At 71.1% G+C, this 24559-nt stretch carries 19 protein-coding genes; 8 read left to right on the top strand and 11 right to left on the bottom strand.

All coding sequences use genetic code 11. From position 1 onward, the window contains the following. Positions 1–63: 63 nt before the first annotated feature. The 4 genes from ABIC70_RS15125 to ABIC70_RS15110 all read right to left on the bottom strand — a co-directional run bounded on the left by ABIC70_RS15125 (position 64) and on the right by ABIC70_RS15110 (position 4638). The gene (locus tag ABIC70_RS15125; RefSeq protein ID WP_043386105.1) at positions 64–477 is read right to left on the bottom strand and encodes a VOC family protein; all 414 of its coding nucleotides are present in this window, start codon (positions 475–477) and stop codon (positions 64–66) included. A gap of 341 nt (positions 478–818) precedes the next feature. Beyond that, positions 819–2129 (bottom strand): MFS transporter, encoded by a 1311-nt coding sequence (locus tag ABIC70_RS15120; RefSeq protein ID WP_043348042.1) that lies wholly within the window; start codon positions 2127–2129, stop codon positions 819–821. 526 nt (positions 2130–2655) lie between these two features. Beyond that, on the bottom strand, positions 2656–4227 hold the full coding sequence (locus tag ABIC70_RS15115) for an ABC transporter substrate-binding protein (protein ID WP_354440003.1): 1572 nt from the start codon (positions 4225–4227) through the stop codon (positions 2656–2658). 90 nt (positions 4228–4317) lie between these two features. Next, the gene (locus ABIC70_RS15110; protein ID WP_182592678.1) at positions 4318–4638 is read right to left on the bottom strand and encodes a hypothetical protein; all 321 of its coding nucleotides are present in this window, start codon (positions 4636–4638) and stop codon (positions 4318–4320) included. A 239-nt stretch (positions 4639–4877) separates the two neighbouring features. On the opposite strand from ABIC70_RS15110, the gene ABIC70_RS15105 reads away from it, so the two are divergent. Both ABIC70_RS15105 and ABIC70_RS15100 read left to right on the top strand, forming a co-directional pair. Continuing rightward, entirely contained in the window at positions 4878–5414 is a 537-nt protein-coding gene (locus ABIC70_RS15105; RefSeq protein WP_246410813.1) for a PAS domain-containing protein, read from the top strand. Positions 5415–5896: 482 nt separating this feature from the next. Beyond that, positions 5897–6427: a hypothetical protein gene (locus tag ABIC70_RS15100; protein WP_279901006.1), complete on the top strand. Its 531-nt coding sequence runs from the start codon at positions 5897–5899 to the stop codon at positions 6425–6427. A 267-nt stretch (positions 6428–6694) separates the two neighbouring features. Here ABIC70_RS15100 and ABIC70_RS15095 read toward each other — a convergent pair whose 3' ends face one another. After that, positions 6695–7168 (bottom strand): CYTH domain-containing protein, encoded by a 474-nt coding sequence (locus tag ABIC70_RS15095; protein ID WP_043348059.1) that lies wholly within the window; start codon positions 7166–7168, stop codon positions 6695–6697. A 245-nt stretch (positions 7169–7413) separates the two neighbouring features. Here ABIC70_RS15095 and ABIC70_RS15090 point away from each other — a divergent pair, with 245 nt between their 5' ends. The 6 genes from ABIC70_RS15090 (at position 7414) to paoC (ending at position 14973) form a co-directional block, all read left to right on the top strand. After that, entirely contained in the window at positions 7414–7881 is a 468-nt protein-coding gene (locus ABIC70_RS15090) for an NUDIX hydrolase (protein WP_051044698.1), read from the top strand. 195 nt (positions 7882–8076) lie between these two features. Next, positions 8077–10518: a bifunctional diguanylate cyclase/phosphodiesterase gene (locus ABIC70_RS15085; protein WP_043759550.1), complete on the top strand. Its 2442-nt coding sequence runs from the start codon at positions 8077–8079 to the stop codon at positions 10516–10518. 140 nt (positions 10519–10658) lie between these two features. After that, positions 10659–10856, top strand: a complete 198-nt coding sequence (locus tag ABIC70_RS15080) for a hypothetical protein (RefSeq protein WP_043353828.1) — start codon at positions 10659–10661, stop codon at positions 10854–10856. A gap of 356 nt (positions 10857–11212) precedes the next feature. Beyond that, entirely contained in the window at positions 11213–11803 is a 591-nt protein-coding gene (paoA, locus tag ABIC70_RS15075; RefSeq protein WP_043759553.1) for an aldehyde dehydrogenase iron-sulfur subunit PaoA, read from the top strand. Continuing rightward, positions 11800–12750 carry an FAD binding domain-containing protein gene (locus ABIC70_RS15070; RefSeq protein WP_043386121.1) on the top strand — a complete coding sequence of 317 codons (951 nt, stop codon included), beginning with the start codon at positions 11800–11802 and terminating at the stop codon, positions 12748–12750. The genes paoA and ABIC70_RS15070 overlap by 4 nt, the downstream gene beginning before the upstream one ends. A gap of 3 nt (positions 12751–12753) precedes the next feature. Continuing rightward, the gene (gene paoC / locus ABIC70_RS15065; protein ID WP_043759557.1) at positions 12754–14973 is read left to right on the top strand and encodes an aldehyde oxidoreductase molybdenum-binding subunit PaoC; all 2220 of its coding nucleotides are present in this window, start codon (positions 12754–12756) and stop codon (positions 14971–14973) included. Between the two features lie 169 nt (positions 14974–15142). On the opposite strand, the gene ABIC70_RS15060 is transcribed toward paoC, so the two are convergent. The 6 genes from ABIC70_RS15060 to ABIC70_RS15035 all read right to left on the bottom strand — a co-directional run bounded on the left by ABIC70_RS15060 (position 15143) and on the right by ABIC70_RS15035 (position 24506). Next, positions 15143–17749 (bottom strand): TonB-dependent receptor, encoded by a 2607-nt coding sequence (locus ABIC70_RS15060; RefSeq protein ID WP_354440002.1) that lies wholly within the window; start codon positions 17747–17749, stop codon positions 15143–15145. Positions 17750–18038: 289 nt separating this feature from the next. Then, on the bottom strand, positions 18039–18644 hold the full coding sequence (locus ABIC70_RS15055; RefSeq protein ID WP_043759561.1) for an SOUL family heme-binding protein: 606 nt from the start codon (positions 18642–18644) through the stop codon (positions 18039–18041). An 88-nt stretch (positions 18645–18732) separates the two neighbouring features. After that, the gene (locus ABIC70_RS15050; protein WP_354440001.1) at positions 18733–19863 is read right to left on the bottom strand and encodes an FAD-binding domain-containing protein; all 1131 of its coding nucleotides are present in this window, start codon (positions 19861–19863) and stop codon (positions 18733–18735) included. Positions 19864–20063: 200 nt separating this feature from the next. Then, on the bottom strand, positions 20064–21791 hold the full coding sequence (locus ABIC70_RS15045) for a hybrid sensor histidine kinase/response regulator (protein ID WP_179697430.1): 1728 nt from the start codon (positions 21789–21791) through the stop codon (positions 20064–20066). Beyond that, positions 21788–22249, bottom strand: coding sequence for a response regulator (locus ABIC70_RS15040; RefSeq protein WP_043353847.1), 462 nt, complete (start codon positions 22247–22249; stop codon positions 21788–21790). Before ABIC70_RS15040 ends, ABIC70_RS15045 begins: the two co-directional genes overlap by 4 nt. A gap of 1 nt (position 22250) precedes the next feature. Then, on the bottom strand, positions 22251–24506 hold the full coding sequence (locus ABIC70_RS15035; protein ID WP_043759567.1) for an ATP-binding protein: 2256 nt from the start codon (positions 24504–24506) through the stop codon (positions 22251–22253). Positions 24507–24559: the final 53 nt, after the last annotated feature.

Raw genomic sequence — 24559 nt, 5'->3', positions numbered from 1 at the left:
GCGTCCGAAAGGACGCGGCCCCTTTGGCGTTTGGAGGCGGCCCCGACGCGGCCCGGCGCCGCCTCAGTAGCCCTTCCAGAGGCCGGGGGTGGCCAGCTCGAGCAGGTGCCCGTCCGGGTCGCGGAAGTAGACGCTGACGCCGCCCCTCGGCCAGCGGGTGCGCCCCTCGACGGCCACGCCGGAGGCCGCGAGATGCTCCTCCCAGGACGCGAGGGCGTCCGCGTCGATCGAGAACGCGACATGGGCCGGGCCGCGGCCGTCATGCGGCGGGATGAGCCCGCCCGGCGTCTCGATCGGCTGCAGGGACCCGCCCTCCGGGAAAAGCAGGAGGACGCCGCGGCCGCCGACGTCGAAGGCGCGCATGCGGAAATCCGTGAAGAGGCAGGGCAATCCCATCGTGTCGCGGTAGAAGGCTTCGGCGCGGTCGAGATCCGCGACGTACAGCGCCGTCTCCAGGATGGCGTTGAGCTTGGGCACGGCGATCTCCTGACGGCATCTCGGTCACGGGCGGCCCGGCCGCCGGGCTCGATCGTCCGGCGGGGATGTTCCGCGACGACGCGCGAGCCGCGCGGTCCGCCGGCGACCGCGCCGGCGGTCACCATCGGCAGAGCCTCGCGGTCGATCCGCCTCGGCCTGACGCGTCGGCTCCGCCCGGACGGCGTCCCGTAAGGCGTCGTCCAACGTCATGGGTCCGGCTCCCGGTCATCGGTGCGCCCGGCCGGCGGGCCCCGATCCGGTCCGGATCGGCCCCGTGCCGGGCGATGGCGGCACCAGGGCCAACCGGCCGGTCCCGGACTCGGTTCGCCGCCGCGCCGGGCTCAGACGGTCGACGGGCGCGGCGTACCCCGGTCGGGACGCGGGGCACGGCCCGGCACCAGTGACAGGGCGGCCGAGAGCAAGGCGAAGGCCACCAGGGGCAGAAGGCTCAGGGTGAAGCTGCCGGTCCCGTCCTTGATCGCGCCGATCAGGTAGGGGCCCAGGAAGCCGCCGAGATTTCCGACCGCGTTGATCGCCGCGATGCTCGCCGCCGCCGTGGCGGGCGGCATCTGCTCGGTCGCGAGCGCCCAGAACGGCCCCTTGAGCATGTAGACGCCGACCGCCGCGACCGTCAGCGCCGCCACGACCGGGCCGAGCCCCGAGAGGACCGTCCCGCCCGCGAGCCCCAGCGCCAGGACCAGGAACGAGAGCGCGAGGTGCCAGCGCCGCTCGGCGGTCCGGTCGCTGTGCCGGCCCCAGAGGACCATGGCCAAGGACGCGAATCCGTACGGGATGCTGTTCAGGAGCCCGGTCTCGACATTGCCGAGGCCGAAGCTCTTGACGATCTGCGGCGTCCAGAACGACAGCCCGTAGCTGCTCGCCGTCGAGCCGAAATAGATCGCCGCGAAGAGGGCGAGCCGCCGGTCGCGCAGGATCTCCCAGAGCGGCGGCTTCGCGGGCGCGCCGCGGCGGGTGTTGCGCGCCGCCTCGGACCGGAGCTGCCGCTCCAGCCAGTCCCGCTCGGCCGCCGGCAGCCACGCCGCCTCCCGCGGCCCGTCCGGCAGGAACCACAGGACCGCGACGGCCAGGACCACCGCCGGCAGGCCCTCGAGGATGAACAGCCACTGCCAGCCGGCGAGGCCGAACCCCGTCACGTTGAGCAGCGCGCCGGAGATCGGCGAGCCGAGGAAGGACGAGATCGGGATCGAGATCATGAAGATCCCGATGATCCGCGCCCGGTAGGCGGAGGGGAACCAGTAGGTGAGGTAGAGGATCACGCCGGGGAAGAAGCCGGCCTCGGCGAGCCCCAGCAGGAAGCGCAGGGCGATGAACGACCACGGCCCCTGCACCAGCGCCATGGCGGCGGAGATCAGGCCCCAGGTGGCCATGATCCGGGCGATCCACAGCCGCGCCCCGAAGCGCTCCAGCATCAGGTTGCTGGGGATCTCCATCAGGAAATAGCCGAGGAAGAAGATCCCGGCGCCCCAGCCGAACACGGTCGCCGACAGGCCGACATCGTGGTTCATCTGGATCGCCGCGAAGCCGACATTCACGCGGTCCAGGAAGGACACGAAGTAGGCGAGGATCAGGAACGGCACGAGCCGCCAGCCGATCCTGCGCATCGCCGAGCGTTCCAGGGCGGCGTCGTCCATGGCCTATCCTCGCGCGTGTCGTGGGCTCGGGCCGGCCCCCCGGGGTCCGGATCGATCCAGGTCACGGCTCCAGATAACGGCCGGGCCCGCACGGGGCTCGACGTCGCCGCGGGGGCCCCCGTGAGCGGCGGGCCGGGCGTCTCGTCTCGGGCTTCCTCGCGGGCCGGTCATCTCTGGTTGTGACCTGTGCCAACCTCAGCTTAACCCGCGGCCGCCGCGGCTGGGAAGCGCCATCGGGCTTCAACGGATCGGATCTGTCGAAGCCCGACGGCGTATGCGTCCGCCAGGCTGACGGCCGCGATCGCCTGCAGGCGCGCGCGCCGGGCTGCCGCACCTGCGGGCCGCGAAGCGCCATCCGGCGGCCATCCAGGCCGCGCGACGCTCGGCGACGTCCCGCGATTCCGGGTTGCCGGCGCCGCTCGCCGGGACGGAGACACGGCGGGCGGCTCCCGACGCCGGGGCCTCGGTCTGGTTCGGAGCGACCGCCGTGCCGCAGGTCCGGGTCGGGACGGCGGTCCGCCGCCCGTCACCCCTTCTTCACGTTCCAGAACATCGGCACGCCGTCGAGCACGCCGGTCAGGGACGGCTTGTACGAGGTCTGGTTGAAGTATTGCCCGAGGGGCAGGTAGGGCAGGTCGGTGAAGGCCTGCCGCTGAAGGGCGCCCGCGAGCTGCTTGCGCGCGGCGGTGTCCGGAGCATCCAGCCACTGGTCCCGCAACGCCTCGATCTTCTCGCTGGTGGGCCAGCCGATCGCGGCGCTCTGCCCGGTCCCGCGCAGGAAGGCGCTGACCGCCGGGTTGGCCTGGTCGAGCCCCGCCCAGAAGGTGCAGAAGGCGCTCCAGCCGCCCTGGGCGATCGGGTCCTTCTTGGCGCGCCGCTGCACCACAGAGCCCCAGTCCATGACCTGATAGTCGACGTTGAAGCCGGCGCGCGTGAGCATGTCGGCCGCCACGTCGGCGAGCGCCTTGAGGCTGGGGAAGTCCGAGGCGCCCATCAGCACCACCTTCTCGCCCTTGTAGCCCGCCGCCGCCAGCGCCGTCTTGGCCGCCTCGTAGTCGCGCTTGCTCGTGAGGACATCGAGGCCGACATCGCTCGCCATCGGCAGGCCGGCGCAGAAGAACCCGGTGGGCACGTGGATCAGCTTGGGATCGGTGCCGGTCACCGCCTGCATGAAGTCGGTCTGGTCGACGACCTTCAGCAGCACCTGCCGGATGGCCGGGTTGTCGAAGGGCGGCTGAAGCTGGTTCATCCGCAGGCAGCCGATCAGGCCGGTCGGGTCGGTGATCCGCGTCGTGAGCCCGCCCAGGGTCGGAACGAGATCGGCCGGCGGCTGCTCCCACCAATCCATCTCGCCGGTCTGCATGGCCGAGGCGGCGGTGGCCTGGTCGGGAATGACGTGCCACTCGACCCGGTCGACGAAGACGCGCTTCGGACCCGAGGTCCATTGCGGCTCGCCGCCCTCGCGGGGGACGTAGCCGGCAAAGCGCTCGTAGACCACCCGGGCGCCGACGACGCGCTCGTCCGCCTTGAAGCGGAAGGGGCCGCTGCCGACCATCTCGGTCACCTGCGTGAACGGGTCGGTCTTGGCGAGCCGCTCCGGCATGATGGCGCAGATCGAGGATCCGACCTTACCGAGGGCCTCCGGCAGGAGTGCGAAGGGCTTTTTCAGCCGGAACTGGATCGTCCGGTCATCGGGGGCCGAGAGTTCGTCCGTGTAGGCCATGAGCGTCTGGCCCATGGCGTCGCGCTTGCCCCAGCGGGCGATGCTCGCCACGCAGTCGCGGGCGAGCACGGGGCTGCCGTCGTGGAAGGTCAGCCCGGGCCGCAGGGTCAGGCGCCAGAGCTTGTCGTCGTTCTCCACCGTGTGGCCCGCCACCATCTGCGGCTGGGCGGCATAGCGCGCATCGGTGCCGTAGAGCGTGTCGAACACGGCGAGCCCGTGATTGCGGGTCACGTAGGCGGTCGTCCAGATCGGATCGAGCACCGTCAGGTCGGCCTGCGGGATGAATTTGAGCGTCCGCGCGGCACTGCCCTGCGCCAAGGCCGGGGCCGCGAGGGCGGCGCCCGACAGGGCCATGAAGGATCGTCTGTTCAGCATGCCGACTCGCCCGAGCGTTGCAACCCGGCAAAGGTTAGCACGTGGCGGGCCAAGCACGTCACGGGCGAAGCGGATCAGGGGCGAAGCGCGTCACGGGTGAGCCGATGCGCGTCGCTCCGCGAGATTCCGCACGAGGTCCAGGAGACGATGGCGAAGCTCGGGATCCTCGATCCGCCGGAAGGCGGACAGGAGAGCCTCCGCCTCGTCGGCGCGCCGTTCGGCACCGCCATCGTCCCGTTCGGCGGCGCGCGGGCCGTACAGGGTGGCTGCCGGAATCGCCAGGGCTTCGGCGATCCGCTGCAGGAGCCGCCCCGTCGCCGATTCGGGCGGACGGGCCCGGTGATCGAACGGGTTGTCCTCCGGCGCCGCATCCCCGGAGGATCCGCCCGGATCAGGTGCTTTGGGTCCCATCGGCGGTCAAGCTTCGGCACGCAGGCTGGCGGGAGCATTCATAATACAGAAGAATGCCGACACGCGAGTGCCCAGCAAGCAACAGTTGCATAATTGCGCTAAGAATCCCTTGAGGTTGTGACAGACATCCTAATAAGAGGTGATCGGGGACGAATACGAACACCGCCATGCCCAAGACTAAGCCGCACGCCGGTCGGAACCGTTCCAGGGCGTTCCCGATCGCGGGCGAGACCGCGGACATGATCGGACACTGGGACTGGGATGCCGCCACGGACCGCGTACGGGTCGATGCCTTCGCGGCTCGCCTCTTCACGGTCGATCCGGCCGAGGCCGAAGCGGGTCTCCCGCTGGCGTTCTACGACGGGATCACCCATCCCGACGACCGCGAACGGGTCATCGGCCTGATCCGCCGCAGCGCCGCGGAGGGGAGCCCGTACATCGCCGAGTACCGGGTGATCTCCATCGACGGCCGGACGCACTGGGTTCTGGCCCGCGGCCGCATCTTCGGCGACCATACGGGCCGGCCGGCCGGCGGTCGCGGAATCCTGGTGGATGTCACGCGGCTGCGCGCGAGCGAGGGCCTCTCCGATGAGGTCACGCCCGGTGCCGGGGAGACGCCGCTGGACCGGGCGGTCGAGCATGCCATCGCCGCGCAGGACGCGATCGTCGCCGCCGGGGATCCGGTGCTGAAGGCCCAGGCGGACGCGCTGCTGATGGCGCTGGGACGGCGGCTGGCACAGCGGCACGTGGTGGAGCAGCGACGGCGCCTGAACTGACGTCGGCGATCGATCGCCGATCATCACGCGCGACGATCGGCCATGAGCAAGTTCTCGCCGAGGTGATGACTTTGTCGGCGACGATCCAGGGCGCCCTGCAGCGCTGCAAGGCGTCGCGTCCGGCACCGCCGCGGTGACGATCACGGACGGCAGCGTCCGGGTGCGGGCGCCGGCCGAGCTCCGGGCCGGCGCAGGCCGCCCGATCCGGAAGGACCCTGGTCCTCGCCGCCGCAGCTCCCGCACGCGGGCCGGCCGGGTGGCGCCCGTCCTGCGGCAGCACGCAACACCTTCCTGAATGGCCCCGGTGAACACGACTTCCATTTCTCGGCTCACCGCTTGGATATGACGGCAGCCGATTTCAACTACAAAGAAATTTGATCAGTACGCGCCCGTCTTTCTGGACAACGGCCGAGATCAGGCTTAACCTGGATATGTTCGTGCCGCCGATGTGCGGGCTCGAATGCTTCCAAGGATCGTCTTACATGAAGCGCCGCAGCGCGCGACCGTTCATGGTCGAAGTCAAGCAGACCCGTCCGGCCCGCACATCGCTGACTGCCACTGAAGCGCGCTCCCGCCCGGACAAGACTCTATGGCCGGAACTGGCGCAGGCCGCGATGGAGCCGCCGGCATCCGTGCCTCAGGCGGCACCGGCCCAACGCCCGGAACGGAAGGCGCCGGAGACACCGGCTCGCCGGGTTCTGCCGAGCCTCGTCCCCATGTTCGAGATTCCGGACGAGCCGGTGGCCGAACCGGCGGACGAGGCCGTGCCGGCACCTCGGGTGCGGCGGCCGCGTCGTATCCGGGCTCCCGCGTCCGAGCAGGACATCGCCCCCCAGGTGCAGGCGGCACCGCCGCGTCCGGCCGCAGAGCCGCCCCTGCCCGTCGCGGAGGCGCCCCCCCTGGCGGCCGCGTCCGGTCAAGGTCCGTCGCCGCGATCGACGGCCGGGCGGCGAACGAAGGACCTGCGGCTCGGGGAACGCTGGAAGCGGCGCCTTCCGCCGGCCCTGCGCTGACCCAGGCTGCGCTGACCGGTTCTGGCGCCTTCGCCCGGATCCGTCAGGGACTGCACGGTCTGAAGGTCTCGAGCCATCCGCGCAGACAGGCTTCGCAAGCCGGTCCGGCGCCCTCGGCCGGCGGGCTCCATCAGGTCCGGAACCGGCTCGATCCGTCAGCCCCGGGAGCGGCACGCCGGGCGGCTCGTCCCGGCAATCCGGCGCTTGGCGGCGTCCCATCGGAACGCCGCCTGTCCAACCCGATGGATCCGGCGGGGGCGCAGACGGTCAAGCCGCCTGCCGCTCCGGCACCAGTCCCGCGGCCAGGCGCGAGTTGCGGTAGCGCGCGTCGCCGGTGACCTCGCCCTCGACCCAGGGGGGCAGCACCACCGGCTGGTCCTCGCGCTCCAGCTCGATCTCGGCCAGGATCAGGCCCGAGAGCCCCCCGCCGAACACGTCGACGTCCCACGTCGCTCCGGCATGGACGACCCGGTAGCGGGTCTTCTCCAGCCGCCGGTCGGGCGGCACCGTGGCGAGGAGCGCCGCGCCGTCCTCGGGCGGGATGGCGAATTCGATCTCGTCCCGGCAGGCGCCCCGGCGCGGGCTCTTCCACGTGATGAGCGTGCGCGCCCCGGCGCGGCGGATCCGGATCGTGTTGGCGGCGTCGGTGAAGAGATAGCCCTGAACGAAGTGCGTCCCCTCCCGGCACAGTGCCAGAACCGACGGGTTCGCGATGAACTTGCGCTCGATCTCGACCGGCATACCGTGCCTCGTGGACATTTGACGCAGGAGCTTTCGCGGAGGAGCCGGCCCGAGACAAGCGGGCTGCCGGGGATGAGCACAGCGCTGCGGGCATGGCTCGGTGCCGATCCGCACGGGCTGAATTGGGATCGTATTAAACTTATGTAAAAGCGCGAGGTGTCTTGGCCTTGCAAAAGCAACATCAGAAACCCCGCCCCCCAACATCCCCGAGGTCGGCGCTGAAGACGTCATCCAAGCGGCCGAACCTGAAGAAGCTGCTCCGGAAGGCGCATGTCAAACCGCTGAAGCCGCTCAAGCAGGTGGCGGCCCTGCCGTTCCGCGTCGACGCGGAGGGCCGGATCGAGATCCTGCTGATCACCTCGCGGGATACGGGCCGCTGGATCATTCCGAAGGGCTGGCCGATGTCCGGCCGGAAGGCCCATCAGGCGGCCGAACGGGAGGCCTTCGAGGAGGCGGGTCTCAAAGGGCAGATCGCGGCGAGCCCGGTCGGTCGGTACCACTATCAGAAGCGCTTCGATCACGGCCGGGCGTTCCCCTGCATGGTCCGCGTCTACCCGCTGCGGGTCGAAGCCCAGCATGCGCGCTGGCCGGAGCAGGATCAGCGCACGCTGCGATGGTTCCCCCCCGAAGAGGCGGCACGCCTCGTCCACGAGGACGAACTCCAGGAGCTGCTGGCGGATTTCGCGGTGCGGCCGGTTGAAAGCCACGGTTGAAGGCCGGCGCGGCCCGTTCGTCGCCGCGACCCGGGCGAGGCTATAGGGCAAAGAGGCTGCGCTGAAGGGATGTGACAATCGCGCCGGAAACGCCCGCCCGCGGGTGCCGGGCCGTCCGCGACCGCAGTTTATGCAACTTCTGATTAGTATCCGCAGGTTACGGTTCCGGCCATCGCAGATGGGCGGGGCACCTCGATGTATCGCGCTTTCGCTTGCCTGACCGAGGAACACACCGCCTGGGTGGTGGCGCTGGCGGCCTGCATCTGCTGGATCTCCTGCGCGGTCGCCCTCAAGCTCGAGCAGCGCGTCCAGGCCCACAGGCACGGGCCGATCTGGCTCCTGGCCTCGGGCTTCTCGATCGGAGCCGGGATCTGGAGCACGCACTTCATCGGCATGCTCGGCTACGATCCCGGGGTGGTGCTCGGCTACGAGCCACGCACGACCCTGCTCTCCCTGCTGGTCGCCATCGCGGCCGCCACCGCGGCCTTCCTGCTCGCCCGGGCCACGCCGTCGCGCTGGGCGGGGGCCGGGGCCGGCCTGGTGCTGGGGATCGGCATCGCCGGCATGCATTTCCTCGGCATCGCCGGCGTGCGGCTGCCCGGGCATTTCACCTGGGACCCGGCCCTGGCCGTCACGGCGATCGCGGCGGGCTGCCTGCTCTCGGCGGTGGGGATGGCCATCCATGTCGGGCCCGCCGGCCCGCGGGCCCGGTTCGCGGCCGCGACCGTCCTGACCCTCGCCATCGCGGTCCTGCACTTCCTGGCCATGGCGGCCGCCCGGGTGGTGCCGGATCCCGCCCTGGCGATCCCGCAGCTCGGTCTCGCCCGCGGCGTGCTGGCCGGGGGCATCGCCGCCATGATGGCCGTGATCCTGGCCTTCGCGGCGCTGACGCTGATGCTGGACCACCTGCGCCGGATCAACGTCGCCCTGGCCCGACAGAGCCACATGCTGCGGGAGAAGACCCTGCTGCTCGACGCCACCCTCGACAGCATGGACCAGGGTCTGATCATGGTCGACGCGGGCGGTGCGGTGCGCGTGTGCAACGAGCGGGCGCTGGCGCTCCTCGATCTGCCCCGGGCGATGATGCAGGCGCAGCCGAGCTACCGGGCGGTGCTGCGCCATGAGGCAAGCCGCCGCGAGCGCCGACTCACGGACCGCTCCTCCCGGGCCTGGATCGAGCGCGGCGAGGCCGGGCAGACGCAGGTCCACGAGCGGGCGCGGCCGAACGGCCTCGTGCTGGAGATCCGCACCGTGCCGCTGGCGGATGGCGGCTTCGTCCGGACCTTCACCGACATCACGGAGCGGAAGGCCGCCGAGGCCGAAGTGGCCCGCCTGGCGCGCCACGACGTGCTCACCGGCCTTCCGAACCGGGCGCTCTTCCACGAGACCCTCGCGCGCAGCCTCGCCGACATCGCCCTGCGCGGGGGCGCCTGCGCGGTCCTCTACCTCGACCTCGACGGCTTCAAGAGCGTGAACGACAGCCTCGGCCACCAAGCGGGGGACGAACTCCTGCGCCGCGTGGCGGCCGGCCTGCGGCGCGCCGCGGGGGACGGGGCGGTGGCCCGGCTCGGAGGCGACGAGTTCGCCGTGCTCTCGGACGGGGGCGCGGCGGAGGCCGCCGCCCTGGCCGAGCGCCTCATCGCCCTGTTCGACAGCCCGTTCAGCGTGGCCGGGCACCGGGTCGGCGTCGGCCTGAGCATCGGCATCGCGCTGGCGCCCGAGCACGGAATGGATGCGGAGCCCCTCTACCGCCGCGCCGACCTCGCCCTCTACCGGGCGAAGGCCGAGGGCCGCGGCACGTACCGGATCTTCACCCCCGCCATGGACGAGGAGGCCGAGGAGCGGCGGATGCTCGAACGCGACCTGCGGCAGGCTCTCGACGACGATACCCTGAGCCTGCACTATCAGCCGCAGGTGGACGGCTATACGGGGGCGCTCGTCGGGTTCGAGGCGCTGCTGCGCTGGACGCACCCGGTCCGCGGCAGCGTGGCGCCGAGCGTCTTCGTGCCGCTCGCCGAGGAAACCGGCCTGATCGTGGTGCTCGGCGACTGGGTGCTGCGCGAGGCCTGCCGCGAGGCGGCGCAATGGGCACAGCCCCTGAAGGTCGCCGTCAATCTCTCGCCGCGCCAGTTCCAGAAGCCCGATCTGCCCGAGTCCGTCCTGGCCATCCTGGCAGAGACCGGCCTGTCGCCGGACCGCCTGGAGCTGGAGGTCACCGAGAGCATCATCATCAACGACATGGCGCGGGCCGTGGGCATCCTCCGGCGCCTGAAGGGCTACGGCATCCGGATCAGCATGGACGATTTCGGAACCGGCTACGCGTCGCTCGCCACCCTCCAGGCCTTCCCGTTCGACAAGCTGAAGATCGACCGCTCCTTCGTGGCGCAGCTCGGGACCGGACCGCAGGCTGCCGTGATCGTGCGCGCCGTGCTCAGCCTCGGCCGCAGCCTCGGCATGGGCGTGGTCGCGGAGGGCGTCGAGACCCACGCGCAGATGAAGTTCCTCACGGAGGAGGCCTGCGGCGAGATGCAGGGCTACCTGTTCGGCAAGCCGCGCCCGATCGCCGACTACGCCGCGGCGGTCGGCGCTCCCGCGGTGGCGGTCGCCGCCGGATCGGACCTCGCCGCGGCCGGGTGAGGGCCGTCGCCGGCCTTACCCGATGGGGAACCCGCCGGATCCGTCCGACGTTGGGCCAGCAGATTGGATCACTTCTAAGGTCCACGCTCTCCGTTCCCCGCCAGGGCGGCCCCGGCCGCCGGCCTCACAGGAGCCTGACCATGAACGCCAAGTGCGAGACCTGCCGGTTCTTCGACGAGCACAAGGGCAACGGCGCCGTCGCCCAGAACGATGCCGGCCTGTGCCGCTTCAACCCGCCGGTCAGCCAGCCCGCGCCCGAGTCCAAGGGATTGTGGCCGATTGTCGGTGCCCAGGACTGGTGCGGCCACTACACCCCCGAGATGACGGCGGCCGAGTAGGAATTTTCGCAGGGCGCACGATGGGGCCGGCCTTCGGGTCGGCCCTTTCGTTTGGCGTCAACGTCCCCGGCCGCCGCCGGGCGCCACCCGCAGCGCCGCACCGCGATCGGCGCGCATGCGTCTCATGATCGGTCGGGCCCGCGGCCTCCGACCGCGGGGCCCGCGATTTTCGGGTCGATGATCCCGTCGCCCCCTGACCATCGGGGACGTGGGCGCTACCTTGGAGCCAATCCAGGGTGTCGGTGTTTCCCCGGGTGTCCCGCCTTCGATGGGCCGACGCGCGTCGGCGGCGGCGCCGGCCCGGAGACCGAGACGCGCCGTCCCTGCCCTTGTGATCTGAACCGGAGAGAAACTTGATGGTGGGAGCTACCGCCGCCGCGCCCCAGGACCGGGGTGCCGGGACTTCACAGACCACCGCACGGACCGACGCGCCGGTCCTCGCCACCGTCACCTTCACGGTGAACGGCGAGCGGCGCACGCTGGACCTCGACACCCGCACCAGCCTGCTCGACGCAGCACGCGAGCACCTGCACCTGACCGGGTCCAAGAAGGGCTGCGACCATGGCCAGTGCGGCGCTTGCACGATGATCGTCGACGGGCGGCGCATCAATGCCTGCCTGACGCTCGCGATCATGCACCAGGGCGCCGAGATCACCACGATCGAGGGGCTCGGCCAGCCGGACCAGCTCCATCCGATGCAGGCGGCCTTCGTGAAGCACGACGGCTACCAGTGCGGCTACTGCACGCCGGGCCAGATCTGCTCGGGCGTGGCCGTCCTCGAGGAGATCAAGGCCGGCATCCCGAGCCACGTCACCGTCGACCTCGATGCCGCGCCCCGGGTCACCGAAGCCGAGATCCGCGAGCGCATGAGCGGCAACATCTGCCGCTGCGGCGCCTATTCCAACATCGTCGAGGCGATGACCGAAGTCGCCGGGGGGCAGGCATGAAGTCCTTCACCTACGAGCGCCCGAGCACGCCCGCTCAAGCCGCCGCCGCCGTCGCCGGGACGCCCGACGCCAAGTTCATCGCCGGCGGCACCAACCTCCTCGACCTGATGAAGCTGCAGATCGAGACCCCGCGCCACCTCGTGGACGTGAACGGCCTCGGCCTCGACACGGTGGAGCCGACCGCGGAGGGCGGCCTGCGCATCGGCGCCCTGGTGCGCAACACCGACCTCGCGGCCCATCCGCGGGTGCGCAAGGATTACGGGGTCCTGAGCCGGGCGCTGCTGGCCGGCGCCTCGGGCCAGCTACGCAACAAGGCGACCACCGCCGGCAACCTCCTCCAGCGGACCCGCTGCCCGTATTTCTACGACACGGCCCAGGCCTGCAATAAGCGTCGGCCCGGCTCGGGCTGCTCGGCCCTCGACGGGGTCAACCGGCAGCTCGCGGTGATCGGCGGCAGCGACGCCTGCATCGCCACGCATCCGGGCGACATGGCGGTGGCCATGCGGGTGCTCGACGCCACCGTCGAGACGGTCGATGCCGCGGGCACGGAGCGCCGGATCCCGATCGCCGAGTTCCACCGCCTGCCCGGCGACGCCCCCGAACGGGATACGAACCTCGAGCCCGGCGAACTCATCACCGCGGTGACGCTGCCGAAGCCGGTGGCGGGCACGCATATCTACCGCAAGGTCCGCGACCGCGCCTCCTACGCCTACGCGCTGGTCTCGGTGGCCGCCATCCTCGGCAAGGACGGGACGGGTCACGTCGCCTTCGGCGGCGTCGCCGCCAAGCCCTGGCGGGACGCGGCGGCCGAGGCCGACCTGCCGAAGGGCGCGAAGGCCGTGACCGACCGGGTCTTCGCCGACGCCAAGCCCACCCCCGAGAACGCCTACAAGCTGAAGCTCGCCGAGCGGACCCTCGGCGCCGCGCTCAACCAAGCGAGGGCCTGAGCCATGAAGTTCGACACCCCCGCCGGCCCGAACCCGATCGACCGGCTCAAGGTCGTGGGCCAGCCCACCGACCGGATCGACGGCAAGTACAAGACCACCGGCACCGCCCCCTACGCCTACGAGCGCCACGACGCGGCGCCCGAGGCCGCCTACGGCTACGTGCTCGGCTCGGCCATTGCCAAGGGCCGCGTCCGCAGCATCGACACCGCTTCGGCTCGGCAGGCCCCCGGCGTCATCGGTATCGTCACCACCCTCGACACGCCCCGGATCGAGCGCGGCGTGATGAACGTCGCCTACCTGTTCGGCGGCGACGTGATCCAGCACTACCACCAGGCGATCGCCGTGGTGGTGGCCGAAACCTTCGAGCAGGCCCGGGCGGCCTCCTTCCTGGTCGCGGTCGAGTACGCCCCGGAAGCCGGCGCCTTCGACCTCGCGGCGGCGGCGAAGACCGCCGAGCCGGTCCCGGCCGAGAGCGGCGAGGGCAGCGGCGGCGACGGCGAGGAGCGCGTCGGCGATTTCGAGGGGGCCTTCGCGCAGGCGCCCGTGACCCTCGACGCGGCCTACACGACCGCCGACGAGAGCCACGCCATGATGGAGCCGCACGCCACGACGGCGGCCTGGGACGGCGACCGGGTGACGCTCTGGACCGCCAACCAGATGATCGGCTGGGGCCACGGCAGCCTCGCCAAGATGCTCGGCCTGCCGAAGGACAAGGTCCGGCTCGACGCCCCCTATGTCGGCGGCGGCTTCGGCGGCAAGCTGTTCGTGCGCGCCGACGCGGTGCTGGCGGCGCTGGCCGCCAAGGCGACGGGGCGGCCCGTGAAGGTCGCGCTCACGCGCCCGCTCATCGCCAACAACACCACGCACCGGCCGGCCACGATCCAGCGGGTCCGGATCGGCGCCACGCAGGACGGCACCATCACGGCGATCGCGCATGAGAGCACTTCCGGCAACCTGCCGGACGGCGATCCCGAGACGGCGGTGAACCAGACCAAGTTCCTCTACGCGGGGAAGAACCGCCTCACCGCCATGAAGCTCGCCCACCTCGACCTGCCCGAGGGCAACGCCATGCGGGCGCCGGGCGAGGCCCCGGGCCTCGCCGTGCTCGAGGTCGCCATGGACGAGATGGCCGAGAAGCTCGGCCTCGACCCGGTGGAGTTCCGCATCCGCAACGACACGCAGGTCGTCCCGACCCAGCCGGACCTGCGCTTCTCCCACCGCGACCTCGTCGGCTGCCTCAAGCTCGGCGCCGAGAAGTTCGGATGGGCCAAGCGCAACCCGAAGCCCGGCCAGGTCCGGGACGGGCAATGGCTCGTCGGCCTCGGCATGGCGGCGGCGTTCCGCGACAACATGGTGATGAAGTCGGGCGCCCGGGTGCGGCTGGACGGCAACGGCACGGTCACGGTCGAGACCGACATGACCGATATCGGCACCGGCAGCTACACGATCATCGCCCAGACCGCCGCCGAGATGATGGGCGTGCCCCTCGACAAGGTGGCGGTGCGGCTCGGCGACTCGGACTTCCCGGTCTCCTCGGGCTCGGGCGGCCAGTTCGGCGCCAACTCGTCGACGGCGGGCGTCTATGCGGCCTGCGTGAAGCTGCGGGAGTCCGTGGCGCAGAAGCTCGGCTTCAACGCCACCGACGCGGTGTTCGAGGAGGGCGAGGTCCGCGCGGGCAACCGCGCGATCCCGCTCGCCCAGGCGGCCGCGGACGGGGAGCTGGTCGCGGAGGACACGATCGAGTTCGGCAAGGTCTCGAAAGAGCAGCAGGTCTCGACCTTCGGGGCGCATTTCGTCGAGGTCGCCGTGGACGTCTACACCGCCGAGGTCCGGGTCCGGCGGATGCTGGCGGTCTGCGCGGCCGGTCGCATCCTCAACCCGAAATCGGCCCGCAGCCAGGTGATCGGCGGGATGGTCATGGGCACCGGGGCGGCCCTGATGGAGGAGCTGGCCGTCGACACCAAGCGCGGCTTCTTCGCCAACCACGACCTCGCCGGATACGAGGTGCCGGTCCACGCCGACATCCCGCATCAGGAGGTGATCTTCCTCGACGAGGTCGACCCGCGGTCCTCGCCCATGAAGGCGAAGGGCGTGGGCGAGCTCGGGATCTCGGGGATCGCCGCCGCGGTGGCGAACGCGATCTACAACGCCACCGGCATCCGCGTGCGCGACTACCCGATCACCCTCGACAAGCTCCTGGACCGCATGCCGGACGCGGCCTGACCGGGGAACGGGGACGTCCGGCGGACGTCCCCGGCTGGATCGACGCTGAGGAGGCCGGCCCGGCCCGCACCAGCACGGGCCGGCCGTCCGCGTCGCAGGCGCGCGCGGTGAAGGCGTTCACCCCGGCCGCGTCGCGCTCACGGGTGCCGTCAGGGTCCCGCGGGCGGGATCAGTACTTCCGGATGATCGGCTCCGGCGCCATCGGGACCGGATCTTCCCCGAACCAGTAGGTCAGGCCGGCATAGACCGAGAGCGGCTGCGCCAGCGTCGTGGTCCGGGGATCGTTGATCGACAGGTTGCCGGCGACCGCCCCCGTCTCGGCGAAAGTGCCGAAGGTGGCGTAGCGGTTGTTCGTCAGGTTGGTGATCAGCCCGAAGATCTCCAGGTTCTTGGTGACCTGATACTTCGTCGTCAGGTTCATCACGTAGTAGGCCGGCAACTTGCGGTTCAGGTTCGATTCGTCGCCGCGGAAATAGGACGACGAGAAGGCCGAGACGTTGAGGCCGAAGCGCCAGTTCGGGGTGATGTTGTACTCGAAGCCCGCCTTGATCTGGTGATCGGGGATGAGCGGGATCTTGTCGCCCGGCCGCACCCGGATGCCGCCGTTCGGGATCACGTCGCCGCCCACGGCACCGCCGGTCGCCCCCGTGCTGGCCAGGGGGTTGTTGGGCGACGAGAGGGTCGCGTTGAACTGGAAGGTCGCGTCGACCAGGGCGTAGTTGGCGTAGACCAGCAGGTCGGGGGTGACGGCGTATTCGGCGCCGACCTCGATGCCCTGGCGCCGGGTCGCCGGGACGTTGATGTAGTAGGCCCTGGCGGCATTGCCGGCGACGGCGACCTGATAGAGGTCGTTGCTCAGGTCGGTGCGGTAGACGCCGGCCTTGTAGGTCAGGGCGCCGCCCGACAGGAAGCTCGGGATCACCCCGCGGAAGCCGGCCTCGTAGGTCCGGCCGGTGACCTGCTTGAGCGGCGGATCGGCCACCAGCGAGTTGGGCAGCAGGCAGGGCTGGGTCGGGCTGGAGCAGGACAGCTCCAGCGGGGTCGGGGCACGGTTCGATTCCGAATAGCTGCCGTAGAGGTTGACCGCCGGGTCGAACTGGTAGGTCAGGCCCGCGAGCGGGTTGACCTTGGTGTATTCGTGCACGCCGGTCACGTCCGGCGAGAAGCCGGTCTGGTCGCGCGTCTGGATGCGGGCGTAGTTGAGGCGGAAGCCGCCGGTCAGCGACAGCCGGTCGGTGAGGTCCAGCGTGTCGGTGGCGTAGAGGCCGAGATACAACGTCGAGCCGGTCACCGAGCTGGGCGCGAGGCCGATCGCCCCGAGGGTGCGGATGTCCGGCGTGCCGAGCCCCGGGATGGTGCCGTAATACGGGTTGTTCGGGTCGACGGTGATCGACAGGTTCGGATTGATCACGCCCAGCTGGCTGGACGACTTGAACGCGAAGGTTGAGGCGTCGACGCTGCCGCCGACCACGAAGGCGTTGTTCAGGCCGAAGATCCGGTCGCGGTTGGCCGCCTGCAGCGAGCCACCATACGACTCGGCCTCGGTCAGGGTCGTGTCGATCGTGCCGTAGGGGATGTTCCGCAGGAACGGGATCGTCCGGTTGTTCAGGCCCAGGATCGCGAACTGGTTGGCGTAGGCCCGGCGGGCCGCCACCTGACTGGTGGGCGGCGCGTTCACGTTGAACGCGTCGTCCTGGTAGCAGAGCGAGCCCCGGAAGCTGCTGCGGCTGCTGCAATTCTCGAAGTTGCCCTGGTTGCCGTCGACGTAATTCTCGCTGAAGCGCCGGTAATAAGCGTTGCCGGCGAGATCCCAGGTCGGCGAGATGTCCACCCGGCCGGTCAGCTGGATCGTGCCGACCTGCGTCGTCTGGGTCTGCGGGTAGGTGAAGATCGCCCGCGGATCGCGGTGGGTGAAGTCCACCGGGGTCGCGGCGGCGGCGCCGTAGAAGCTGCGGGCGGCGAGCCCGATCAGGTGGAACTCCGAATCCTGGGAGCGGTAGCCGAGATCCGCGTAGAGGCGGCCGATCGTGCTCGGGCTCTGGTAGCGCCAGCCGCGGTCGTTCAGGCCGTCGCCCGTGAAATAGAAGCTCCAGGGGCCGGAGACCTTGCCGTATTCGAGGTAGCCGGCGGTGCGCGCGTCCGAGCCGCCCCAGGCCGAGATCTCGGTGCCCTGCCAGGTGAAGCCGTTCTTCATCTGGATGTTGACCGCGCCGCCGATGGCGTTGAGGCCGAAGACCGGGTTGCCGGTGACGACGTCGATCCGCTGGATCGCCTGCGGGGGGATCAGGTCGAAATTGACGACGTCGCCGAAGGCTTCGTTGATGCGCACGCCGTTCTGATAGACGGCGAGCCCCTGCGGCACGCCCTGCACGGACGAGGCGGTGAAGCCGCGATAGCTGAGATCGACCCGGTTCGAATTGCCCTGCGAATCGTTGAGGTTCACGCCGGGCGTCTGCCGCGCCAGCGTGGCGATCACGTTGTCGGAGCCCCGGTCGATCTCGATCTGCCGCGCCGTGACGGTCTCGACGGTGCTGGGGATCTTGTTGAGCGGCTGCTCCGAGCCCCGCAGGCGCACCCCGCCGGCCGGAGCCGGCAGCGTCGGCGCGGTCTGGGCGAGGGTATCGAGGGTCTGGGCGCCGCTGGAATTGCCGCCGCCCGCACCCACCGGCGACGTCGAGACGACGCTGATCTCACCGAGGGTGACGGCTTGTTGAGCCTGCGCGACACCGGGCAACAGGGCCACGGACGCGATCAAGCTGCCACGTAGGGCGTGCATATCTTCCCCCAACCTGAATTCAAGGCTCGCGCCGCTTCCCGTCGGCTGCGTGAGCGTCACTGATCTCGGGTCGGGTTCGGGTCGCAATTCACGTTTTGTTTAATCCCTGCCCGTGCCGGAAAAGACCATCGAATGACGCACAGTGTTGCGCAGATATAACATCATCGAACGATCGTCCGGGATCTTCGGGCATATTTGGAAGTAACTTCCAGGAATATTACGCAATCGGGAAGTTCGGCGACGGGCCATCGGGATGCCGGCCGGGACCGGCCCCCGTCGCCGCCTCAGCTCACGGGGAGGCCAGCCGGACGGCCACCTCGTTCCTGCGCAGGAACGGGATCGCGAAGGGGGGATCGTATCCCATGACGAACGGCGCGCCCTCGGTTCTCCGTCCCGCCGCCGCCAGCACGTCGGCGAGGATGCGCGCCTGTGCGGCCCGCGCCTCCGGGGTGAGACGGCCGGAGAAGCGCAACGCCGCGATCCGTTCGGCCGGGATCTCGACCAGCCGGATCCCCGGCTCGGTCGGCGCGGGTGCCCCAGCCGCCGCCACCGCGCGCGGCAGGAAGAAGCGCATCGTGCCGGCCCCGTCCTGCTCCACCGGGACCGTCATGGCGATGCGCCGCCCGCCGGTCTCCACCGGCGCGGTCATGGCGATGCGGTCGCCCCCCCGGTTCGCACCGGTGATGTAGCGGAACAGCCGGCCGAAGGCCTCGCCGTCGCCCTGGCCGCGGGAATCGGTCTCGACCGCCAGGCGCGGCGCGTAGGACCGGATCTCGACCCCGCGGTCGAGACGCTCGACCACCGTGTAGGCGGGCTGCTCGTAGAGCGCCCGCACGCCGAAGATCCCGAGCACCGATTCCACGAGGGTGACGAGCACGTACAGGACCCTGTCCATGGCGGAAGCTCCGGATGCGGGCGCGGGCGTCGCCCCGCGGTCCCGGGAACATGGCGTCGGGGGCGCCTGCCGCCGACCATCTGCGGCGTCAGGCCTCCATCAGGCCGGGGATGGCGCTGCGCAGGCGGAAGAAGCCGCGGTTCGCGAGGGGCCAAGCCCGCGAATCCCAGGGGCGGCGGACCCGGAGGCAATCCCGCGGCAGCACCTCCGCCGAGGGGCCTGCCGGCGCCCAGGCCGTCACCACGGGCAGGTCGCCGGCCCAGCCGTCCTGCACGGGCACGGCCGGGCAGCCGAACTGCGCCTGCGCCCGGGTCAGGGCATCCGCCAGCGCCGCCGCGTCGGCCGCGCGGACCCGGTCGACCGCCCCCTCCGCGTGGGCGAGAAGGCCGCCGACGCGGACCACGCGGGCCGGTCCGAGGGGAAGGCTCTCGGGATGAAGGTCGTCGAGGTGCAGCAGCAGGGCGACCGCCCCGTCCGGCGGGGTGTCGGCCGGGGCGAGGGGCACCTCCCGCGGGGGCATGTCCTCCTCCAGCGGCGCGGCCCCCTCGTCGAGCCCGGCGGGATCGTGGCGGCCCTCCGTGTACTGCCGGATGTTGTCGCGCCGGGCGCGGTAGGGCTTGCCCCGGGTGTGGAGGCCCGCGACCCACCGCCACGACAGGGTGTTGCTGGCCGGATCGCCGTCGAGCAGGTGGCGCAGGAACAGGTCGGCGCCCAGCTCCCAGGGCAGGCGCAGGGTGAAGATCCAGATCGAGGCGAACCACATGCGGGCATGGTTGTGCAGCCAGCCCTCCTCGGCGAGCTGGCCGACCCAGGCGTCGAAGCCGTCGAGGCCCGTGCGCCCCGCGGCGGCCCGCTCGTAGGTCCGGCGCAGGCCGGGCTCGGCGGCAAGGCGCGTCCGTGCGGCCGCCAGACCCTCCCGATAGCCGGTCCAGGCGCCGGGATGGGTTTCGAGGTGGCCCTTGAAGTAGGTCCGCCAGAACACCTCGGAGACGAAACGCTCCGCGCCCGGGATGCCGAAGGCGCTCTGCGCGGCCCGGGCGACCTCCTCCTCGGTGAGCAGCCGGCGGCGCAGGTAGGGCGACAGAACCGACGTCGTCGGCGTCGCACCGGGGCCGCGATCCGTGTTCCGGGACGCCGCGTAGGCGGCGCCGGGACCGGTCAGGAATGTCGCCAGGGCCTCGAGGCCGGCGGCGCGGGTCATGGGGCGCGAAGGGGGCATGACCCTGATCTAGGCCCCGTGCCGCGATTGGCAGCTGCGCGAAAGCGCGGATCCCCCATCTCGGCCCGGGCGTGGGTGTAGCCGGAGGCCGGCACCACCGGCAGGGCCAGACACCCCGCTCCGGTCGCAGCGCCGACTGCCGGGGGCAGCCTTTCGCCGACGTGGACCGTCCGATGGCCACGGCCCGGGTCGAGGACGCCTCAGGCGCTCCTGTCGCGGCCCGAGATCAGGCGGAGCTGCGCCGGCGGGCGGGCCGCCAGGGCGGCGGCGACCTTGCCCTCGAGCTCGCCGACCCGGAACGGCTTCAGCACGATCGCGTCGCTGCCGACGGCCCCGGCCTTCGTCAGGGCGGTGGTGTCGGCAAAGCCGGTGACGAACAGCACCGGCAGCGTCGGCCAGCGCTTCCGGATCTCCAGAGCCGTCTCGGCTCCATTCATGCCGGGCATGGCGAAATCCATCACGACGAGGTCGACGCCCGGATCCGCTTCGAGGGCCGCCAGGGCCTGCAGGCCGGAGGCCGCCTCGCGCACCGCGTAGCCGGCCTCGGTCAGGCGGGTCGTCGTCACCTCGCGCACCTCGGCGTCGTCGTCGACCACCAAGAGCCGGGGGCCGCTTCCGGGCGGATGCATCCGCGCGGCCTCGGCCGCGGCGGCATTGCGGGGTGCGTCCCCCTTCGCCTCCGCGGCCCGGGGCAGGTAGACCTTGATCGAGGTGCCCTCGCCGGCGACCGTGTCGATGCGGATGCCGCCGCCGGACTGCTTGACGAAGCCGTAGACCTGGGCGAGCCCGAGACCCGACCCCTTGCCGACCTCCTTGGTGGTGAAGAACGGCTCGAACACCCGGGCCAGCACGTCCGGCGTCATCCCGGTGCCGGTATCGCTCACCGCCACCATGACGTAGGCGCCGGGCGCCGGCTGTTCGGGCCGCGTCGGCGCCCCGGTGACGCTGACATTGGCGGTCTCGATGGCGAGCCGGCCGCCCACCGCCATCGCGTCGCGGGCGTTGATGGCGAGGTTGAGGATCACGAGCTCGATCTGGGTGGCGTCGACCAGGGCCGGCCACAGATCGGGCTGGAGCGCGGTCTCGATGCGAACCGCGCCGCCGATCGAACTCTGCAGCAGGTCGCGCATCGAGGCGACCGTCTGGTTCAGGCTGACCGGGGTGGGTTCCAGGCGCTGGCGCCGGGAGAAGGCGAGGAGCTGTGCCGTGAGCCGGGCGGCGCGCTCGGCGGCCCCGCGCATCATGTCGAGGCGGCGCTTCGAGCGGGCGTCGGAGACGGCGCGCTCCAGGAACTCGATGTTGCCGGCAATCACCGTGAGCAGGTTGTTGAAGTCGTGCGCGACGCCGCTCGTGAGCTGCCCGACCGCGTCCAGGCGCTGGGCGAGCCGCAGGGCGTCCTCCGCCCGTTCGCGTTCGACGATCTGAGCCTGCAGAGCGTCGTTCGCCGCGGCGAGTTCCCGGGTGCGCTCGGCGATGCGCGCCTCCAGGGTCTCGTTGAGCGCCTGCAGGGCGGCCTCGGCTTCGCGCTTCTCGGCGCGCGCCCGCGCCTCGGCCAGCGCCCGGACGATGGTGCGCGGCATCCGGTCGAGGCGCTGCTTGACGACGTAGTCGGTGGCGCCGTTCTTCAGGGCCTCGACGGCCACGTCCTCGCCCAGCGTGCCCGAGCAGAAGATGAACGGGGTGTCCGGGCATTGCGTCCGGGCGATGCCGAGGGCGCTCACCCCGTCGAAGGTCGGCAGGACGTAGTCCGCCAGGATCAGATCGTACCGGCCGGGCACCGCCGCGCGGGCGAAGGCGTCGCGCGTCATCACCCGCTCGATCTCGACCGGATGCCCGAGCGTCTCCAGCTCGGCCTCGATCAGCTCGGCGTCGAGATCGCTGTCCTCCAGATGCAGGATGCGCAGCGGGCCCGCGGAACGTCCGATCACGCGTTCGATGGCCAGCCTCCCCGGTATGGCGGCGGCTCGTTGAGGAGGGCCCAGAACACCCCGATCTCCTTGATCGCGGCGAAGAACTCCTCGAAGCCCACGGGCTTCACCACGAAGGCGTTCACCCCGAGGTCGTAGGAGCGCACCAGGTCGGTCTCCTCGCGGGACGAGGTCAGCATGACCACGGGCGTCTTGCGGGTGACCGGGTCGCCCTTGATCTTGGCGAGCACCTCCAGGCCGTCGACCTTGGGAAGCTTCAGGTCGAGCAGGACCACGGCGGGATCCTGGGCCTGCCGCTTCTCGTGGGCGCCGCGGCAGTAGATGAAGTCGAGGGCCTCGGCGCCGTCGCGGCAGATGACGATCTCGTTGGCGAGCTGGCTCGATTCGAGGGCCGCGAGGGTCAGCTCGATGTCGTTCGGATTGTCCTCGACCAGGAGGATGGGTTTCAGTCCTGCCATCTCAGTGCGCCTCCTCCCGGATGGGCAGGGTGAAGTAGAATGTGGCGCCCCGGCCGAGCGTTCCCTCGGCCCAGGTCCGCCCGCCGTGGCGCTCGACGATGCGCCGGACGTTGGCGAGACCGATGCCGGTGCCCTCGAACTCCTCGACCCGGTGCAGGCGCTGGAAGACGCCGAACAGCTTGTCGACATAGGCCATGTCGAAGCCGGCGCCGTTGTCGCGGACGTAGTAGACCGCCTCCCCGTCCCGGGGCGGCAGGCTGCCCACGGCGATCACCGCCTCCGCGGTGTCGCGGGTGTACTTCACGGCGTTCGACAGCAGGTTCTCGAGGACGAGCCGCAGCATCACCGGATCGGCATAGGCGCGGCCGAGCGGGGCGATCTCCCAGCGGATGGTCCGGTCGGGGGTGACGTCGCGCAGGACCTTGCGGCGGACTTCCTCGACCAGGGCGTTCATGTCGCCCCAGACCTTGTTCAGGGCGTGCCGGCCCATCTGCGAGAAGCTCAGGAGGCTGTCGACCAGGGTTCCGGCCGAGAAGGCCGCCTCGATGATCGTCTCCACGTAGTGCCGGCCCTTGTCGGACAGTTGGGCCCCCTCGCGGGTCTTGAGCAGGTTCGCGTAGCCGACGATGTGGCGGAAGGGCGCGCGCAGGTCGTGGCTGACCGAGTACGAGAAGGCCTCCAGCTCCTTGTTCGTGCGCTGCAGCTCCTCGCTCATGGCGGCGAGTTCCTCCGCCCGGCGCAGCACGATGCCGAGCACCGAGGCGCGCAGGTCCTTGGCGGCCTCCACCTCCGGGTCGGACCAGGGCAGGGAGCGGCCCTTCACGGTTTCCTTCCAGATCTCGAACGACTTGCGCGGGTGCAGCCGGTCCGGGCCGCCGTCCGGATCGGGCTCGACGGCCTTCACGGGATTGCCGCCCCACTTCACCGTCCGCACGACCTCGGGTCTGAACCAGAGGATGTAACTCGCGTATTTCTTCGAGACCGAGACCGCCAGGAGACCGCTCGCCCGCCCGGCGAAGGCCGCGGCCGCCGGAAACGCCTCCGACAGGGCTTCGGAGACGAAGACCTCCTCGGCCTCCTCGCGCGCGGACAGCCACCGGTACAGGCCACGGACCTCGCGCTCGGTCGGCGTGGCCCCGAGCAGCCGGCAGCGGTCCGCCGTCACCACCGCGGCGCCGGTCGCGTCCACCAGGGCCAGGACGTCGTCGGGATGGTTGAGCAGGCCGTCGACGAAGCTGTCCTCCTCGGCCATGAAGCCGAGGAGGCGCGCCTGCACGGCGCCCAGGGCCAGACGCCTCTCGGACTGGGCGCCGCGCTCGCGGGCCGAGAGCTGCAGCGCGAAGATCTGGGTGAGCACGTCGCAGGCGTTGCGCGCCTGGAGGGGCACGCGCTTGGGCGCGCGGTTGTGGCAGGAGATCAGGCCCCAGAGCGCGCCGTCGACGAGGATCGACACCGACATGGACGCCATCGTGCCCATGTTGCGCATGTACTCGACATGGACCGGCGAGACCGAGCGCAGCACCGACTGGCTGAGGTCCAGGGGCCGGCCGGACGGCGTGGTGGCCGGCCGGATCGGCACGGGGACGTAGCCGGCATCGGGGATGATGCGCAGGCGGTTCCGGCGGTAGAGTTCGCGCGCCTGGACGGGGATGTCGGAGGCGGGGAAGCGCAGGTCGAGGTAGGAGGGCAGGACGCCGTTCCCGGCCTCGGCCAGCACCGTCCCGTGCCAGTCGCGGTCGAACCTGTAGACCAGGGCGCGGTCGAGACCGGTGATCTGGCGGATGTCCTCGGCGACGAACCGGCAGAGGTCCTCGACGGTTCGGGCGGTGTGCAGGCGTTCGACGAAGGCGCGCAGGCGCGGCGTGAGCAGGTCGACGCCGATGTCGGCGGCGGCCGCGTCGATCTCCTCCAGTTCCACCACCACAAGGTCATCGACCCGGTGGGCCGCCACCTCGTAGGCTTGGCGCCCGCTGCCGGTCTCCAGCGTGACGGTGCGAAGATAGAGGGCCCCGTCCTGGGTCTCCGCCGCCGCGAGGTGGTGCCGGACGACGGCCGCAAGGTCGGGCAGAGCCGCGTCGAGGATGGTCCCGACCGCCGCCGCCGCTGGGGCGTTGGCGCTCGCCTGGACGATGGCGAGGGACCGGGCGTCGAGCCCGAGCAGGAATCCGTGCGGCTGGACGCTGCCGACGATATGGATGGGCTCGCGATCGCACGCAGTCACATCAAGACGCTGAGCCGCGCCGCTTCGTAGGTTCAAGCCGGGGTTCGCCTCCTCACCGGGTCGGCCGCAAAACTTAAAGCGTGTTAACA

Origin of the sequence: Methylobacterium sp. 1973 (assembly GCF_040545035.1) — a bacterium.
Taxonomy (GTDB): domain Bacteria; phylum Pseudomonadota; class Alphaproteobacteria; order Rhizobiales; family Beijerinckiaceae; genus Methylobacterium; species Methylobacterium fujisawaense.
The sequence above is the reverse complement of the archived record's forward strand: the minus strand, read 5'-3'. Positions and strand labels throughout refer to the sequence as shown.